The sequence below is a fragment of the Actinokineospora fastidiosa genome (assembly GCF_014648415.1).
Classification (GTDB): domain Bacteria; phylum Actinomycetota; class Actinomycetes; order Mycobacteriales; family Pseudonocardiaceae; genus Actinokineospora; species Actinokineospora fastidiosa.
This window is the reverse complement of sequence record NZ_BMRB01000002.1, coordinates 649,235-663,800: the sequence shown is the minus strand read 5'-3', so window position 1 is coordinate 663,800 and position 14,566 is coordinate 649,235. Positions and strand designations below refer to the sequence as shown.

Below are 14,566 nucleotides of genomic sequence, written 5' to 3'. Positions count from 1 at the left end.
GGGGGAGGAGGACGAGATGACCGTTCACGAGTACGAGGCGCCGGTCGACGTGCCCGCGGAGGACCTGTTCGAGTACGCCGCCGAGCCCGCGAACCTGCCCGAGTTCCTGTCCGTCGTGTCCGAGGCGCACCGCACGGGCGGCGACCGGGTGGAGGTGCGGGCCGACGTCCACGGGCACCACGTCGACGGCGAGGGGTGGTTCCGCGCGGACGCGGCGAGCCGCACGCTGCGGTGGGGCGTCCCCGGCCAGGACGACTACCGCGGCGAACTGGTGGTCCACGAGGTCGGCGGGGACCGCAGCCGGGTCGCCGTGCGGCTGAACACCGCCCGTGGGGACAAGGGCGAGGTGCGGCGGGAGCTGGCGGAGGCGGTGGCCGCGCTCGCCCAGGGCGCCGCCGCGCGGACCGACGCAGGCCGGGCGGACCGGCAGGAGGGCTGGGCCGGGTAGGTTCAGACCGGGGCTCGCTGGGTAGGCCTGTGCACATGGTGGATGTGGCGAACACGGGACCGGGCCCGGACGACCGGAGGGCGACGCTGACCGACCGGCAGGGCCATCCGATCTACGACAACCAGAACCAGCGGACGGTCGGGCCGAGGGGTCCGGCGACCCTGGAGAACTACCACTTCCTGGAGAAGATCAGCCATTTCGACCGCGAACGCATCCCTGAGCGCGTCGTGCACGCGCGCGGGACGACGGCGTTCGGGTACTTCGAGAGCTACGGGTCGTGGGGCGAGGAGCCCATCGAGCGCTACACCAGGGCGAAGCTGTTCCAGGGCCGCGGCAAGCGGACCGACGTGGCCGTGCGGTTCTCCACGGTCATCGGCGGCCGGGACTCCTCGGAGTGCGCGCGCGACCCGCGCGGGTTCGCGGTGAAGTTCTACACCGAGGACGGCAACTGGGACCTCGTGGGCAACAACCTCGCGGTGTTCTTCATCCGCGACGCCGTCAAGTTCCCCGACGTGATCCACGCGCTGAAGCCGGACCCGGTGACCTTCCGGCAGGAGCCCAACCGGATCTTCGACTTCATGTCGCAGACGCCGGAGTGCATGCACATGCTGGTCAACCTGTTCAGCCCGCGGGGCATCCCGGCGGACTACCGGCACATGCAGGGCTTCGGGGTCAACACCTACAAGTGGGTCGACGCCGAGGGCGGCACCCACCTGGTGAAGTACCACTGGATGCCGAAGGCGGGCGTGCGCAGCATGACCGAGGAGGACGCCGCCGCGATCCAGGCCACCGAACTCGGCCACGCGACCAAGGACCTGTACGAGGCCATCGAGCGCGGCGACCACCCGGAGTGGGAGCTGCTGGTCCAGCTCATGTCCGACGACGAGCACCCGGAGCTGGACTTCGACCCGCTCGACGACACCAAGGTGTGGCCGGAGGACCAGTTCCCGGCCCGCCCGGTCGGCCGGATGGTGCTCGACCGGAACGTGTCGGACTTCTTCACCGAGAACGAGCAGATCGCCTTCGGCACCGGCGTGCTGGTCGACGGCCTGGACTTCTCCGACGACAAGATGCTGGTCGGCCGCACCTTCAGCTACAGCGACACCCAGCGGTACCGGGTCGGCCCGAACTACCTGCAGCTGCCGGTGAACCACGCCAAGAACGCCGACGTGCGGACCAACCAGCGCGACGGCCAGATGGCCCACTACGTCGACCGCGCGGGCGAGAACCCGCACGTCAACTACGAGCCCTCGATCACCGGGGGCCTCCGGGAGGCCCACTACCCCACCCATGACGAGCAGGGCCCGGTGATCGAGGGCAGGGTGACCCGCAAGCGCATCCCCCGCACGAACGACTACCTGCAGGCCGGTCAGCGGTATCTGCTCATGGAGCAGTGGGAGCGCGACGACCTCGTGCGCAACTTCGGCGCGCTGCTGGCGCAGTGCGACCGGCCGATCCAGGAGCGCATGGTCTGGCACTTCCTCCTGGTGGAGGACGACCTGGGCCTGCGCGTCGGCGAGGCGCTGGGCATCACGCCCGCCGACGTCGCCCGGCTCGAGCCCCTCCCCGGCCAGGAACTCACCGATGAGGACCGCAAGCGGCTGGGCAGCCTGGGCCAGAACGGGAGCCGCGACGTGACCGGGCTGAAGATGACCCACTGCGTGCCGAACGAGCGGGCGCGTCCCTAGGGCCTGCGCCGCACCGCGACGGCCGTCGCCCCGGTGAGCAGGGCGGCGGCCGCCAGCAGGATCCCGGCCTCGGTCCACTGGAAGCGCCAGTAGCGGTCGGCGGGCTGGACCCGCAGGCCGACCGTGTTGTCCTCGGCGTCGAGCAGCGTGCCGACGATCATGCCGTGCGGGACCTCCGACTGGTGGTCGATGCGCACCTCGACGGGCTCGGCGTAGTCCTCGCGCAGCCGGAACAGGCCGACCATCACCAGCACGAAGATCACGATGGTGACCGCGATGGCGGGCAGGGTCCGGCGCAGGAGCGCGCCCGCCGCGGTGCCGACGGCGAAGCCGAACAGCCACCACGCGGGCGCGGCGACGCCGGTCATCGAGAACAGGGCGATGTCGCCGAAGCGGTCGGCGGCGCGGACGGTCGGGTACCCGTCGATCCAGGCCTGGACCATGAGGCCGAACACCCCGCCCGCGACCGCCACCGCGAGGCCGAGCGTGCCCAGCTTCACCGCGAGCCACCGGGCGCGGGACACCGACTGCGTCCACGCCAGGCGGTGGGTGCCGCGCTCGAACTCCGCGGCGAGCAGGGGCGTGCCCCAGAAGACGCCGACGGCGATCGGCGCGACCGGCAGCCACGACAGGTAGACGTAGATGGCCTTGAAGGACTCCCTGGGGTCGGCGGCGCCGCTCGCGAGCAGGCCGTTGATGAGCAGCACGGCGCCGATCACGGCCAGCAGGGCGGCCGAGACGAGCAATTGGGTGCGGTGCTGGCGGTAGGTCATCCAGTACATCGTCGTCCTCCTACGCCGTGGCCAGGGTGGGCCGCGGCAGGCTCGCGGCGTCGGGGCGGCGGAGGTAGGCGAGCACCAGTTCCTCCAGGTCGACGGGCCGTTCGGTCCACTGCGGCCCGAGCGGGATCGGCCCCGTGCGGGCGAGCAGGGACACCTGGCGCCGCGAGCCGGAGCGGTCCACCACCTCGACCCGCCGGGCGAGCGCGTCGGCGTCCTCGGCCGGGCCGGTGAGCAGGCGGTGGCCCGCGATGAGCTCGTCGATGTCGCCGCTGACCTGCACGCGCCCGCCGTTGAGCACGACGAGCCAGTCGCAGGTGTCGCGCAGGTCGGACATCACGTGCGAGGACAGCAGGACGGTCAGGCCGGTCTCCGCCACGGCCTCCATGAGCCCGCGCATGACCTCGTGCCGGGCGAGCGGGTCGAGGTTGGCCAGCGGCTCGTCGAGCACCAGCAGGTCGGGGCGCTTGGCGAGGCCGAGCGTGAGCGCCACCTGCGCCTGCTGGCCGCCAGAGAGCGTGCCCGCCTTGGCGTCGAGGGGCAGCCCGAGCGCGGCGACGCGGTCGTGGGCGTAGGCGTCGTCCCAGGTGGGGTTCAGCAGGCGGCCGAACTTGAGCGTCTCGGCGACGGTGAAGCCGCGGTAGAGCGGCTTGTCCTGGGCGAGGAACGCGGTGGCGCCCGTGCTCCGGACGGTTCCCTCGCTGGGGGAGAGCAAGCCGACGGCGAGGTGCAGCAGCGTCGTCTTGCCCGCGCCGTTGGGGCCGACGAGCGCGGCGACGCGGCCCTTCGGGAGGGCGAGCGAGCAGTCGCGCAGCGCCCACTTGCGGCGGTAGCGCTTGCCGAGGCCGGTGGCCTCGAGGACGGGCAGGTCAGTCACGCGGTCCGCTCCCCGTGTCGAAAGGCGTCGAGGACCACGGAGGCGACCAGCGCCTCGACGTCCCCCTGGTCCAGCCCGGCGGCCCGGGCGTCGGCGATCCAGCCGTTGAGGGCTTTGCGCAGGCGTGCGTGCTCGGCGAACGAGGCGCCCCCGAGCGAGCGCTGGACGAAGGTGCCCACCCCCGGCTTGGCCGTGACGAGCCCTTCCCGCTCCAGCTCGCGGTACGCCTTGAGCACGGTGTTCGGGTTGATGGCCAACTCGGCCACGACTTCCTTGGCCGTCGGCAGCCGGTCACCGGGCTCGAGCGTGCCGAGCCGCAGCGCGTGTTTGACCTGCTGCACCAGCTGCAGGTAGGTCGCGACCCCGGACCCGCGGTCCAGGTGGAAGGCGATCACGCATAACCCCCTTTAACTAATCAACTAGTGAAAGCATGGAGGAGGGCGCGCGCCGGTGTCAAGCTCGGCGGTTGGCGCGGCCGTGGCGGGGTATGCGGGGGTTATGGCGAACGAGGAACCGCTGACCGTCCACGCCGGAGATCTCCGCGAACTGCTGGACTCCGACCTTCCTGATCCGGTCCTGGTCCTCCGCGAGGGCCGGGTGGACGTGGTGGCGGGCGCGGACCGCGCGGGCCTTGAGGTCATCTCCCGAGCGGACCTGCTGCGCACGACGGGCCAGACGGAGTTCACGGACGACGACCTGGAACGCCAGGCGGCCGCCCTGACCGCCACCACGAACAACCTGGGCGGCTGAGGACTGCCTGGGTGAGGGCTTGGGCCTCGGCGGCGAGGACGCTGTGCGCGGAGCAGTGGAGGGGTCGGCCATGCGGGTCGGCGCGCTCGTGCTGCGGTAGGCCCCTATGGGTCGGCAGGTGTGTGCGTGGTCTGGGCCTTCTCGCGTTGACGCCCGGACTCGCCGACCGGCGCACGTCGGCACCAGGTGAAGCCCGATGGCGGGAAGTGCTACCGGGTGTGGCCTCGCTGATCTATCAGGAACGGTGACAACGATTAGCCATCGCCCGCGATGATCGACCGGGGGTCAGCCTTGTCGGTTCGCCGTTTCGGGTGGTAGCAGGCGGCGTCAGGCGGGGTCGGGGTCGGCGGGGTTCGGGCTGCGCTCCTCGGCCAGTTCCACGTAGTGGTCGACCTGGTCGGGGGTGGGGTCGATGCCCACTTCCTCGGCGTAGTCGTCCGGGTCGGTGGGGTCGGGGTCTGGGGTGGTCATGGGGGCTCCTTCCCTGGGCCGGTCCGGATACCCCGGCGGGCCGCGGCTTATCCGTCCGAGGTGGCGGCGGCGATCACCCGGGAGAGGGCGGAGTGCAGGGTCTGGAGTTCGGCGACCTCCATGCCCAGTCGCTCGACGACCTTGTATGGGATCTTCTCCGCTTCCCGGCGGAGGGCGTGGCCCGCGGGGGTCAGGTCGATCCGGAGCTCGCGTTCGTCGGAGCGGTTGCGGGCGCGGGTGAGGTAGCCGATGGTCTCCAGGCGTTTGAGCATGGGGGAGAGGGTGGCGGGCTCGGCGTGCAGGGTCCGGCACAGGTCGCGGGCCGTGCGCGGGGAGCGGTCCCACAAGGCGAGCATCACCAGGTATTGGGGGTGGGTGAGCCCGTGCGGCTCCAGCAGCGGCCGATAGATGCCGATCACCGCCCGCGACGCGACGGAGAGGGCGAAGCAGACCTGGCGGTCCAGGGCCAGGGGGTCGTCCCCGAGGTCGATGGTCGTCATGGCCACCCTAACTGTTAGTGTGCTAAATGTTAGGGTACTGCAAGCCGATCAGGAGGAGCCATGCGACCCAACCCCGTGCAGTGGCTCTGGTACGCCGTGGGCGGCAGGCTGCCCGACCGGCTGCGGGAGTGGGTGCTGCACGACGTCACCGCCCGCACCTGGGTCCTGCGCCACGCCGCCCGGGCCAGCGTGCTCCTCGCCCCGATCGCCGTCGTGTGCCTGCTCGTGCCCGGCCCGCTGCCCATCCGGCTCGGCATGGTCGGCCTCGCGGTGATCATCGGCTACTACTTCTCCTTCTCCTACCTGCACGAGAGCGCGGAGATGCGGGCGGCCAGGCACGGCTACCCCTACGGCACCGCCCGCGACATCCGCAGCGCGCGGCACGCGGAGGCCGACGCCGAGGCGCAGGCGCACTACGACGCGGCCTACCGCCAAGCGGAGTAAGCGCGTTTCACCGACGCGGAACGAGGTACTCGTCGGGGGACGGGAGGCTCGATGACGTCGATGACACCGCGTTCCTGGAAGTCGCTCCTGCGCGGCACCCTCCGCGGGTTCGCCAAGGACAAACTCACCGACTGGGCCGCCGCCCTCACCTATTACGCCGTCCTCTCCATCTTCCCCGCGATCGTCGTGGTCACCTCGCTGACCGCGCTGCTCGGGCCGTCGGCCACGGCCAGCCTGGTCGACAACATCCAGGCGATCGTGCCGGGCCAGGCCGCCGAGATCCTCACCACCGCGGTCGAGGAGCTGAAGGGCTCGGCGAGCGTGGCCGGACCGCTGGCCGTCCTCGGCCTGCTCGGCGCGCTGTGGACGTCCAGCGGCTACATCGGCGCGTTCATGCGCGCCAGCAACGCCATCTACGAGATGCCCGAGGGCCGTCCGCTGTGGAAGACGATCCCGCTGCGGATCGGGATGACCGTCACCGTGGCGGTCCTGCTCGCCCTCTGTGCCGCGGGCGTGGTCGCCACCGGGGCGATCGCCGAGCGCATCGGCTCGGCCATCGGCATCGGGACGACCGGGCTGACGATCTGGGGCGTCGTCAAGTGGCCGGTGATCGCGGTGCTCGTCAGCCTGGTGATCGCCCTGCTCTACTGGGCGGCGCCCAACGTGCGCCACCCCGGCTTCCGCTGGATCACCCCCGGCGGCGTGCTGGCCGTGCTGATCTGGGCGGCCGCGTCGGCCGGGTTCGCCGTCTACGTCGCCAACTTCGGCTCCTACAACAAGACCTACGGCTCCCTCGGCGGGATCATCGCCTTCCTGGTCTGGCTGTGGATCACCAACCTCGCCGTCCTCCTCGGCGCGGAGCTGGACGCCGAGATCGCCAGGACCGGCGCCAGCGCCGAGGACGACGAGCCGTTCCTGCCCCCGCGCGACACCCGCGCGCTGGACGACCAGGAGCGGGAGGACCTGGGCGAGACGACCCGGACCTAGCCGGAAATCTGCGCGCGGGAGCCGCGCGCCCGCTGGCGAAACCCGCACCCCGGCGACAACTCCGCGCCACCGTGCGGACGGTGTCAGGGTGAGGTCAACGCGCTCGGCAACGGTGTGGTCAGGCACCGGACCCACGGGGGGCACCCACATGAGCGCGGACATCGCCATCGTCGGCATCGGCTGCCGGTTCGCGGGCGGGGTGGACTCGCCGGAGGGGTTCTGGGACCTGCTCGCCGACGGCCGCGACGGGGTGAGCCCGTTCCCCACCGACCGGGGGTGGGACCCCGCCACGCCCAGCGCGACCCGGCACGGCGGATTCCTGCGCGACGCCGACAGGTTCGACGCCGCCTTCTTCGGGATCTCGCCGCGCGAGGCCGTCGCCATGGACCCGCAGCAGCGGCTGGCGCTGGAGGTGTCCTGGGAGGCGGTCGAACGCGCGGGCGTCGACCCGGCCCGCCTGCGGGGCAGCGACACCGGGGTGTTCCTGGGCGCGATCGCGCTCGACTACGGGCCGCGCATGCACGAGCCGGTCGAGGACGCCAAGGGCTACACGATGACGGGCTCGATGGTCAGCGTCGTCTCCGGCCGGGTCGCCTACGCGCTCGGGCTGCGCGGGCCGACGCTGACCGTGGACACGGCGTGCTCGTCCTCGCTGGTCGCGCTGCACCTGGCGGTGCGGGCGCTGCGGTCGGGCGAGTGCTCGGCAGCGCTCGCGGGCGGGGTCACGGTCATGGGCACCCCGGGGCCGTTCGTGGACTTCAGCCGCCAGCGCGGGCTGGCCCCCGACGGCCGGTGCAAGTCCTTCGCCGACGACGCCGACGGCACCGCGTGGGGCGAGGGCGTCGGCATCCTCTACCTGCGCCGCCTCGACGACGCGCTCGCCGAGGGCGCGCCCGTGCTCGCCGTCGTCCGCGGCAGCGCGACCAACTCCGACGGGGCCAGCCCCCGGCTCACCGCGCCCAGCGAGGACGCCCAGCGGATGGTGATCAGCGCCGCGCTGGCCGACGCCGGGCTGGCCCCCGCCGACATCGACCTGGTGGAGGCGCACGGCACCGGCACGCCGCTGGGCGACCCCATCGAGGCCCGCGCGCTCGCCGCCCTCCACGCCGACCGGGACCGGCCGCTGCTGCTGGGGTCGGTCAAGTCCAACCTCGGCCACACCGGCGCGGCCGCCGGGGTCGCGGGCGTGATCAAGGCGGTGCTCGCCCTGCGCCACCGCACGCTGCCACCCACCCTCCACGTCGAGACGCCGTCGCGCCGGATCGCCTGGTCGACCTTGAGGCTGGCGACCGAGCCGGTGGCGCTGCCCACGGACCGGGTCGTGCGCGCGGGGGTCTCGGCGTTCGGCATCAGCGGGACCAACGCCCACGTCGTCCTGGAAGCCGCTCCGGAGACCGCGCCCACGCCGGGGACGCCGGTCGACGGCGCGCCGTGGCTGCTCTCCGCCCGCACACCGCAGGCGCTACGCGCGCAAGCCGCGCGGCTCGCGGACCTGCCGGAGGACAAGGCGGCGCTGGCCTCCGCGCTCGCGCTGACCCGCACCGCCTTCGAGCACCGGGCCGCGGTGTTCCACCCGGACGACATCCGCGCCATCGCGCGCGGCGATCTCCCGGCGGACGGGATCGTGGGCTCGGTCGTGCCCAGCCGCGACGGCACGGTGTTCGTCTTCCCCGGCCAGGGCGCGCAGTGGGTCGGCATGGCGCTGGAGCTGGCCGAGGCGTCCCCGGTGTTCGCCGCCGCGCTGGCCGAGTGCGGCGCGGCCATCGCCGAGTTCGCGCCGTGGCGGCTGTCCGACGTGCTCGGCGACGACGAGGCGCTGCGCCGCGACGACGTCGTGCAGCCCATGCTGTTCGCCGTCATGGTCTCCCTGGCGCGGCTCTGGGAGGCGCACGGTGTCGTGCCCGCGGCCGTCGTCGGGCATTCCCAGGGCGAGATCGCGGCGGCGTGCGTGGCGGGCGCGCTCTCGCTGCGGGACGCCGCGCGGGTCGTCGTGCTGCGGTCGCGGCTGCTGACGGCCCTGGCGGGCAGCGGAAGGATGGTGTCGGTCGCGCTGTCCGCCGCCGACGTCGAGCCGCTGCTGCCACCCGGCGCCGCTATCGCGGTGCTCAACAGCGGACAGTCCATTGTGGTCGCCGGTGAGCCGGAGGCGCTGGCCGGGCTGGTCGCCGAGTGCGAGCGCCGCGGGGTGCGGGCGCGGGCGCTGCCGGTGAACTACGCGTCGCACTCCCCGCACGTCGAGCCGATCCGCAACGCCCTGCTGGCCGCGCTGGTCGAGGTGGAGCCGATGGCCGCGCGGGTCCCGTTCTACTCCGCGGTCACCGGCACGGAGATCGACACGACCACCCTCGACGCCGACTACTGGTACCGCAACCTGCGCGAACCGGTCCGCTTCGCCGACGCCACCCGCGCGCTGCTGGCCCGGGGGTTCCGCCGGTTCGTCGAGCCCAGCGCGCACCCCGTGCTCACCGCCGCCGTGCAGGAGACCGCCACCGAGGTCGGCGGCCGGGTCGCCGCGCTCGGCACGCTGCGCCGCGACGACGGCGGCCACCGCGCGTTCCTGCGCGCGCTCACCGAGGCCCACGTGCACGGCGTCCCGGTCGGCTGGGCGACCGTCTTCCCGCCCGCGCGGGCCGACCTGCCGACCTACCCGTTCCAGCGCGAGCGCTACTGGCACGCCGCCGACCCGCTGGAGGGCTGGACCTACCGCGTCACCTGGCGTCCCGTCCGCGAGACGGCCGTCCCGGTCCTGCGCGGCCGCTGGGCGATCACCGCGCCCGACGGCTACGACACCGCCCCGATCGCCGCCGCCCTCGCCGACCGCGGCGCCGAGGTGACCGACGAGCACCCCGACCACCTGCTCGCCGTCGACCCGACGCTGATGGAGACCGTCGAGCTGGCGCGGACGACGCGGGCGCGGCTCTGGGTGGCCACCCACGGCTCCCGCGATCCCCGCCGCGCGCAGGTGTGGGGCCTGGGCCGGGCGGTCGCGGTGGAGCAGCCGGACCGCTGGGGCGGGCTGATCGACCTGCCGACCGACCTCACCCCGCGCGTGCTGGCCGCGCTGTGCTCGGTGCTGGCGGGCGACGAGGACCAGGTCGCCATCGGCGAGGACGGGGTCAGCGCGCGCCGCATCGAGCGCACCGGCTTCACCGCCGGGACGTCGTGGGCGGGCGCGCGGGTGCTGATCACCGGGGGCAGCGGCGCGCTCGCCGGGCACGCCGCCCGCTGGCTCGTCGAGCAGGGCGCCGAGCGCGTCGTCCTCGTCTCCCGCAGCGGCCGAGGGCCCGATGACCCGAGGATGGCGCTCGTCCGGGCCGACGTCACCGACCGCGACCAGCTCGCCGCCGTGATCGCCGAGCACCGCCCCACCGCGGTCGTCCACGCCGCGGGAGCGCTGGACGACTGCCTGGTCGGCGACCTCGACGCCGACCGGGTCGACGCCGTCCTCGCGCCCAAGGCGCACGCCGCCGACCTGCTCGACGAGCTGACCCGAGACCTCGACCTGACCGCGTTCGTCCTGTTCTCCTCCGCCAGCGGCGTGCTCGGCAACGCGGGCCAGGCCGCGTACGGCGCGGCGAACGCCCACCTGGACGCGCTGGCCGAGCGGCGCCGCGCCGACGGCCTCCCGGCCACCTCGATCGCCTGGGGCGGCTGGGCGGGCGGCGGGCTGGTCGACGACCGCGCCGCCGCCGGGCTGCGGTTGGCGGGCGCGGGCCTGATGGACCCCGAGCGGGCCGTGCGGGCGCTGGCCACCGACACCGACCTGGTGGTCGCGGACCTCGACTGGACGCGCCTGCCCAGGACGAGGATGGCCGAGACCATCCCCGAGGCGGCCAGGGCGGGCTCCGCGCTCGCCGACCTGCCGGAGGCGGAGCGGGCCACTGCGGTGGCTCGGCTGGTGCGCACGAGCGCCGCGGCCGTCCTCAGGCTGTCCCCCGAGGACGTGTCGGCGGCGCGCCCGTTCAAGGACATCGGGTTCGACTCGCTGACCGGGGTGGACCTGCGCAACCGGCTGGCGGCCGCGACCGGGCTCGCCCTGCCCGCGACGCTGGTGTTCGACCACCCCACGCCCGACCGCCTCGCCGCGCACCTCGTCGACCGGCTCTCCCGTGAGGAGACGGCGGAGCCGGTCGAGAGCGCACCGGTCGAGCGCGCCTCGGACGACGACCCGATCGCCATCGTGGCCATGGCCTGCCGCTACCCGGGCGGGGCCGACACGCCGGAGGCGCTGTGGCGGCTGGTGGCCGACGGCGTCGACGCCACCGGGGACCTGCCCGCCGACCGCGGCTGGGACCTCGCGGCCCTGCGCACGGCGAGCCGCGCCCAGCGCGGCGGCTTCCTCTACGACGCTGGCGACTTCGACGCCGCCTTCTTCGGGATCTCCCCGCGCGAGGCGACGGCGATGGACCCGCAGCAGCGGCTGGTGCTGGAGATCGGCTGGGAGGTGGTCGAGCGGGCGGGCATCTACCCGGCGTCGCTGCGCGGCAGCCGGACGGGCCTGTTCATCGGCTGCGTGTCCGTCGACTACGGCACCGGGCGCGCCGCGCCCGCGGAGAGCGAGACGGGCCAGCTGATGACCGGCAGCTTCTCGTCGGTCATCTCCGGTCGCGTCGCCTACACGCTCGGCCTGCACGGCCCGGCGCTGACGATCGACACGGCCTGCTCGTCGTCGCTGAGCGCGATCCACCTGGCGGCGGCGTCGCTGCGGTCGGGGGAGTGCGAGCTGGCGATCGCGGGCGGGGTGACGGTCATGGCGTCGTCGCGGTCGTTCGTCGGGATGAGCCAGACCGGGGCGCTGTCGCCGGACGGGCGCAGCAAGGCGTTCGCCGCCGATGCCGACGGGATGGGCATGGCCGAGGGCGCGGGCGTCGTGCTGCTGGAGCGGCTGTCGTCGGCGCGCCGCAACGGCCACCCGGTGCTGGCCGTCGTCCGGGGCAGCGCGATGAACTCCGACGGCGCCAGCAACGGCCTGACCGCGCCCAACGGTGCCGCGCAGCAGCGCGTGATCCGCGACGCGCTGGCCGCCGCGGGCCTCGGTGTGTCCGATGTGGACGTGGTCGAGGCGCACGGCACCGGCACCGCGCTGGGCGACCCGATCGAGGCCGCCGCGCTGGTCGCGACGTACGGCAGGCGGTCGGGCGCGCCGCTGCTGCTGGGCTCGCTGAAGTCCAACATCGGCCACTCCGCCGCGGCGGCCGGGGTCGGCGGCGTGATCAAGATGGTGACCGCGCTCGGCGCGGGCGTCGTCCCCGCGACCCTGCACGCGGACCGGCCGACGCCGGAGGTGGAGTGGGACGGCGTCGAGGTGGCGGCCAAGGCGCGGCCGTGGCCCGCCGTGGACCGCCCGCGCCGGGCCGGCGTGTCGTCCTTCGGCATCAGCGGCACCAACGTGCACGTGGTGCTGGAAGCCGTCGACGGCGGACCCGAGCCGATCCCGGACGCGACCGCCGCCTGGCCGGTGTCGGCCCGCACGCCTGATGCCCTGCGGGCGCAGGCCCGGCGACTGCGGGCGTTCCCCGGCGGTACCGCCGACATCGCGCACGCGCTCGCCACGCGCTCGACGTTCGAGCACCGGGCGGTGGTGGTGGGCGCGTCGCGCGCGGAGATCGACGCGGGCCTCGACGCGCTCGCCGACGGCCTGCCCGCGCCCGGCCTCGCGGTCGGCGCCGCCGAGGGCCCGCCGGACGTCGCGTTCGTCTTCCCCGGGCAGGGCGCGCAGTGGACGGGGATGGGCCTGGCGCTGGCCGCCGAGTGCCCCGAGTTCGCCTCGGCCGTCGACGAGTGCGCGGCCGCCCTGTCGGAGTTCGTCGACTGGGACCTGCGCACCGAGCTCGCCGGGCCGCTAACCCGCATCGATGTCGTCCAGCCCGCGTTGTTCGCGGTGATGGTCGCCCTCGCCAGGCAGTGGCTGGCCTGGGGCGTGCGGCCCGCGGCCATCCTCGGCACCTCGCAGGGCGAGGTCGCGGCGGCGTGCGTGGCCGGGGCGCTGTCGCTGCGCGACGCCGCGAAGGTGATCGCCCTGCGCAGCCAGGCGCTGCGGAAGGTCGCGGGCGCGGGGGCGATGGCCGCGATGCGGCTCCCGGAGGCGCAGGTGCGGGCCGCGCTGACCCGCTGGCCCGGGCTGGACGTCGCCGCCGTCAACGGCCCGAGGGCCACCGTGGTCTCCGGCGACCCGGACTCGGTCGCCGGGTTCCTCGCCGCGCACCCGGACGGCAGACCCATCCCGGTCGACTACGCCAGCCACTCGCCCGCGATGGAGCCGCTGGAGGCGGACCTGCTCGCCGCGCTGGCCGACATCGAGCCCCGGGCGGCGAGCATCCCGTTCCACTCCACCGTGACCGGCGGTCCGATCGACACCACGACCATGGACGCCGCTTACTGGTACCGCGATCTCCGCTCCACGGTTCGCTTGTCCGACACCGCCCAGGCCTGCGGCGCGGGGCTCATCGTCGAGGTGAGCCCGCACCCGGTGCTCGCCATGGGCCTGCAGGACCTCATGGACACCCCGGTCGTCGGCACGCTGCGCCGCGACGAGGGCGGCCGCTCGCGCATGCTGTCCGCGCTGGCCGAGGCCCACGTCCACGGCGCGCCCGCCGACTGGACCGCGGTGTCCGGCGTGGACGGACCGCCTCGGGTGGCGCCGCCGACGTATCCGTTCCAGCGCAGGCGGTACTGGCTCCCCGAACGCGCGGCGGCCCCGGCCACCGGGCACGCGTTCGTCACCGCCGCCGTCGACCTGGCCGACGGCGGGATGGTGCTCAACGCCCGCGTCGACCCGGCCGAGCACCCCTGGCTCGGCGGGCACGAGATCGACGGGGCCGCGGTGCTGCCCGCCGGCGTCCTGCTCGACCTGGCCCTGCGCGCGGCGGGCGGGGGCCAGGTCGCCGAACTGGTCCTGCACACGCCCGTCCCCCTGGACGGGCCGGTTGACCTCCAACTCGCCGTGGCCGCCGCCCGCACGTTCACTGTCCATGCCCGCGTCGACACCTGGTTCCCGTGCGCCACCGGCGCGCTGGCGGACCTCCCTGCCGATCCCGGCGACGGCGAACCCCGCACTGTGCTCTCGGTCGACCTGCCGCCGGGGGAGTTCACCCTCCACCCGGTCCTCATCGACGCCGCGCTGGCCGCCCACCTCGGCGACCCGGACGCGCGCCCGTTCGCGTTCACCGAGGTGAGCGGCGCGACGGCGACCGGACCGCTGACGCTGTGCGCCACCAGGGACGGCCTGACGCTGACCGACGGGCGCGGGCACGCCGCCGTCGTCATCGGCGGGATCACCTGCCGGGGCAGCGCCCCGGCCCGGCCGGTCGCGGTGGCCGACATCGCGGAGAACCCGTCCGAGCGCGCCCGCAGCACCCTCGACCTCGTCCGCACCCACGCCGCCGTGGTGCTCGGCTACGCGGGCAAGGCCGACATCGCCCCCGACCGCGCGTTCCACGACCTCGGCATGGCCTCGGCCACCGCGGTCGAGCTGCGCAACCGGCTGTCCGCGGCGACCGGGGCCCGGCTGCCCGCCACGGTCGTCTTCGACGAGCCGACCCCGCGCAAGCTGGCCGAGGCCATCGTGGCCCGGCTGGCCCCAGCGCAGCCCACCCTCGCCCTGATCGACCAGTAAAGGACGG

The 14,566-nt window shown here is 74.3% G+C and carries 10 protein-coding genes and 1 pseudogene; 6 read left to right on the top strand and 5 right to left on the bottom strand.

The features are described 5' to 3' along the window. Window positions 1-16 precede the first annotated feature (16 nt). Together IEY98_RS12945 and IEY98_RS12940 are read left to right on the top strand one after the other, a co-directional pair. A complete protein-coding gene (locus IEY98_RS12945; RefSeq protein ID WP_189210669.1) occupies window positions 17-448 on the top strand; it encodes an SRPBCC family protein in 432 nt (143 codons plus the stop codon). A 35-nt stretch (window positions 449-483) separates the two neighbouring features. Continuing rightward, the gene (locus tag IEY98_RS12940) at window positions 484-2,136 is read left to right on the top strand and encodes a catalase (protein WP_189210668.1); all 1,653 of its coding nucleotides are present in this window, start codon (window positions 484-486) and stop codon (window positions 2,134-2,136) included. On the opposite strand, the gene IEY98_RS12935 is transcribed toward IEY98_RS12940, so the two are convergent. The 3 genes from IEY98_RS12935 to IEY98_RS12925 are packed head-to-tail and all read right to left on the bottom strand — an operon-like array spanning window position 2,133 to window position 4,187. Beyond that, window positions 2,133-2,918 carry an ABC-2 membrane transporter-related protein gene (locus IEY98_RS12935; RefSeq protein ID WP_189210667.1) on the bottom strand — a complete coding sequence of 262 codons (786 nt, stop codon included), beginning with the start codon at window positions 2,916-2,918 and terminating at the stop codon, window positions 2,133-2,135. The two genes, IEY98_RS12940 and IEY98_RS12935, sit on opposite strands and share 4 nt — an antisense overlap. 10 nt (window positions 2,919-2,928) lie before the next feature. After that, window positions 2,929-3,792: an ABC transporter ATP-binding protein gene (locus tag IEY98_RS12930; protein ID WP_189210666.1), complete on the bottom strand. Its 864-nt coding sequence runs from the start codon at window positions 3,790-3,792 to the stop codon at window positions 2,929-2,931. Continuing rightward, window positions 3,789-4,187, bottom strand: coding sequence for a GntR family transcriptional regulator (locus IEY98_RS12925; RefSeq protein WP_189210665.1), 399 nt, complete (start codon window positions 4,185-4,187; stop codon window positions 3,789-3,791). Before IEY98_RS12925 ends, IEY98_RS12930 begins: the two co-directional genes overlap by 4 nt. Before the next feature lie 103 nt (window positions 4,188-4,290). On the opposite strand from IEY98_RS12925, the gene IEY98_RS12920 reads away from it, so the two are divergent. After that, window positions 4,291-4,542, top strand: a complete 252-nt coding sequence (locus IEY98_RS12920) for a hypothetical protein (protein ID WP_189210664.1) — start codon at window positions 4,291-4,293, stop codon at window positions 4,540-4,542. A gap of 327 nt (window positions 4,543-4,869) precedes the next feature. Here the strand turns inward: IEY98_RS12920 and IEY98_RS12915 are convergent, their stop codons facing one another. Together IEY98_RS12915 and IEY98_RS12910 are read right to left on the bottom strand one after the other, a co-directional pair. Beyond that, window positions 4,870-5,013 carry a hypothetical protein gene (locus IEY98_RS12915; RefSeq protein ID WP_189210663.1) on the bottom strand — a complete coding sequence of 48 codons (144 nt, stop codon included), beginning with the start codon at window positions 5,011-5,013 and terminating at the stop codon, window positions 4,870-4,872. A gap of 47 nt (window positions 5,014-5,060) precedes the next feature. Further along, window positions 5,061-5,513, bottom strand: a complete 453-nt coding sequence (locus tag IEY98_RS12910; RefSeq protein ID WP_189210662.1) for a MarR family winged helix-turn-helix transcriptional regulator — start codon at window positions 5,511-5,513, stop codon at window positions 5,061-5,063. Between the two features lie 60 nt (window positions 5,514-5,573). Between IEY98_RS12910 and IEY98_RS12905 the strand changes: the two genes are divergently transcribed. From IEY98_RS12905 to IEY98_RS12895, 3 genes and pseudogenes are all read left to right on the top strand, one after another. After that, a complete protein-coding gene (locus IEY98_RS12905) occupies window positions 5,574-5,957 on the top strand; it encodes a DUF5313 family protein (protein ID WP_189210661.1) in 384 nt (127 codons plus the stop codon). 60 nt (window positions 5,958-6,017) lie between these two features. Continuing rightward, window positions 6,018-6,944, top strand: a complete 927-nt coding sequence (locus tag IEY98_RS12900; RefSeq protein WP_308425882.1) for a YihY/virulence factor BrkB family protein — start codon at window positions 6,018-6,020, stop codon at window positions 6,942-6,944. Window positions 6,945-7,104: 160 nt separating this feature from the next. Further along, window positions 7,105-14,559 (top strand): annotated as a pseudogene (locus IEY98_RS12895) (type I polyketide synthase); the annotation flags it as partial. Window positions 14,560-14,566 lie beyond the last annotated feature (7 nt).

What these genes read in the sequence shown, in the direction of transcription:
- IEY98_RS12945 (WP_189210669.1), top strand. Translation starts at nt 17, where the DNA reads ATGACCGTTCACGAGTACGAGGCGCCGGTCGACGTGCCCGCGGAGGAC.
- IEY98_RS12940 (WP_189210668.1), top strand. Translation starts at nt 484, where the DNA reads ATGGTGGATGTGGCGAACACGGGACCGGGCCCGGACGACCGGAGGGCG.
- IEY98_RS12935 (WP_189210667.1), bottom strand. Translation starts at nt 2,918, where the DNA reads ATGTACTGGATGACCTACCGCCAGCACCGCACCCAATTGCTCGTCTCG.
- IEY98_RS12920 (WP_189210664.1), top strand. Translation starts at nt 4,291, where the DNA reads ATGGCGAACGAGGAACCGCTGACCGTCCACGCCGGAGATCTCCGCGAA.
- IEY98_RS12915 (WP_189210663.1), bottom strand. Translation starts at nt 5,013, where the DNA reads ATGACCACCCCAGACCCCGACCCCACCGACCCGGACGACTACGCCGAG.
- IEY98_RS12910 (WP_189210662.1), bottom strand. Translation starts at nt 5,513, where the DNA reads ATGACGACCATCGACCTCGGGGACGACCCCCTGGCCCTGGACCGCCAG.
- IEY98_RS12905 (WP_189210661.1), top strand. Translation starts at nt 5,574, where the DNA reads ATGCGACCCAACCCCGTGCAGTGGCTCTGGTACGCCGTGGGCGGCAGG.
- IEY98_RS12900 (WP_308425882.1), top strand. Translation starts at nt 6,018, where the DNA reads ATGACACCGCGTTCCTGGAAGTCGCTCCTGCGCGGCACCCTCCGCGGG.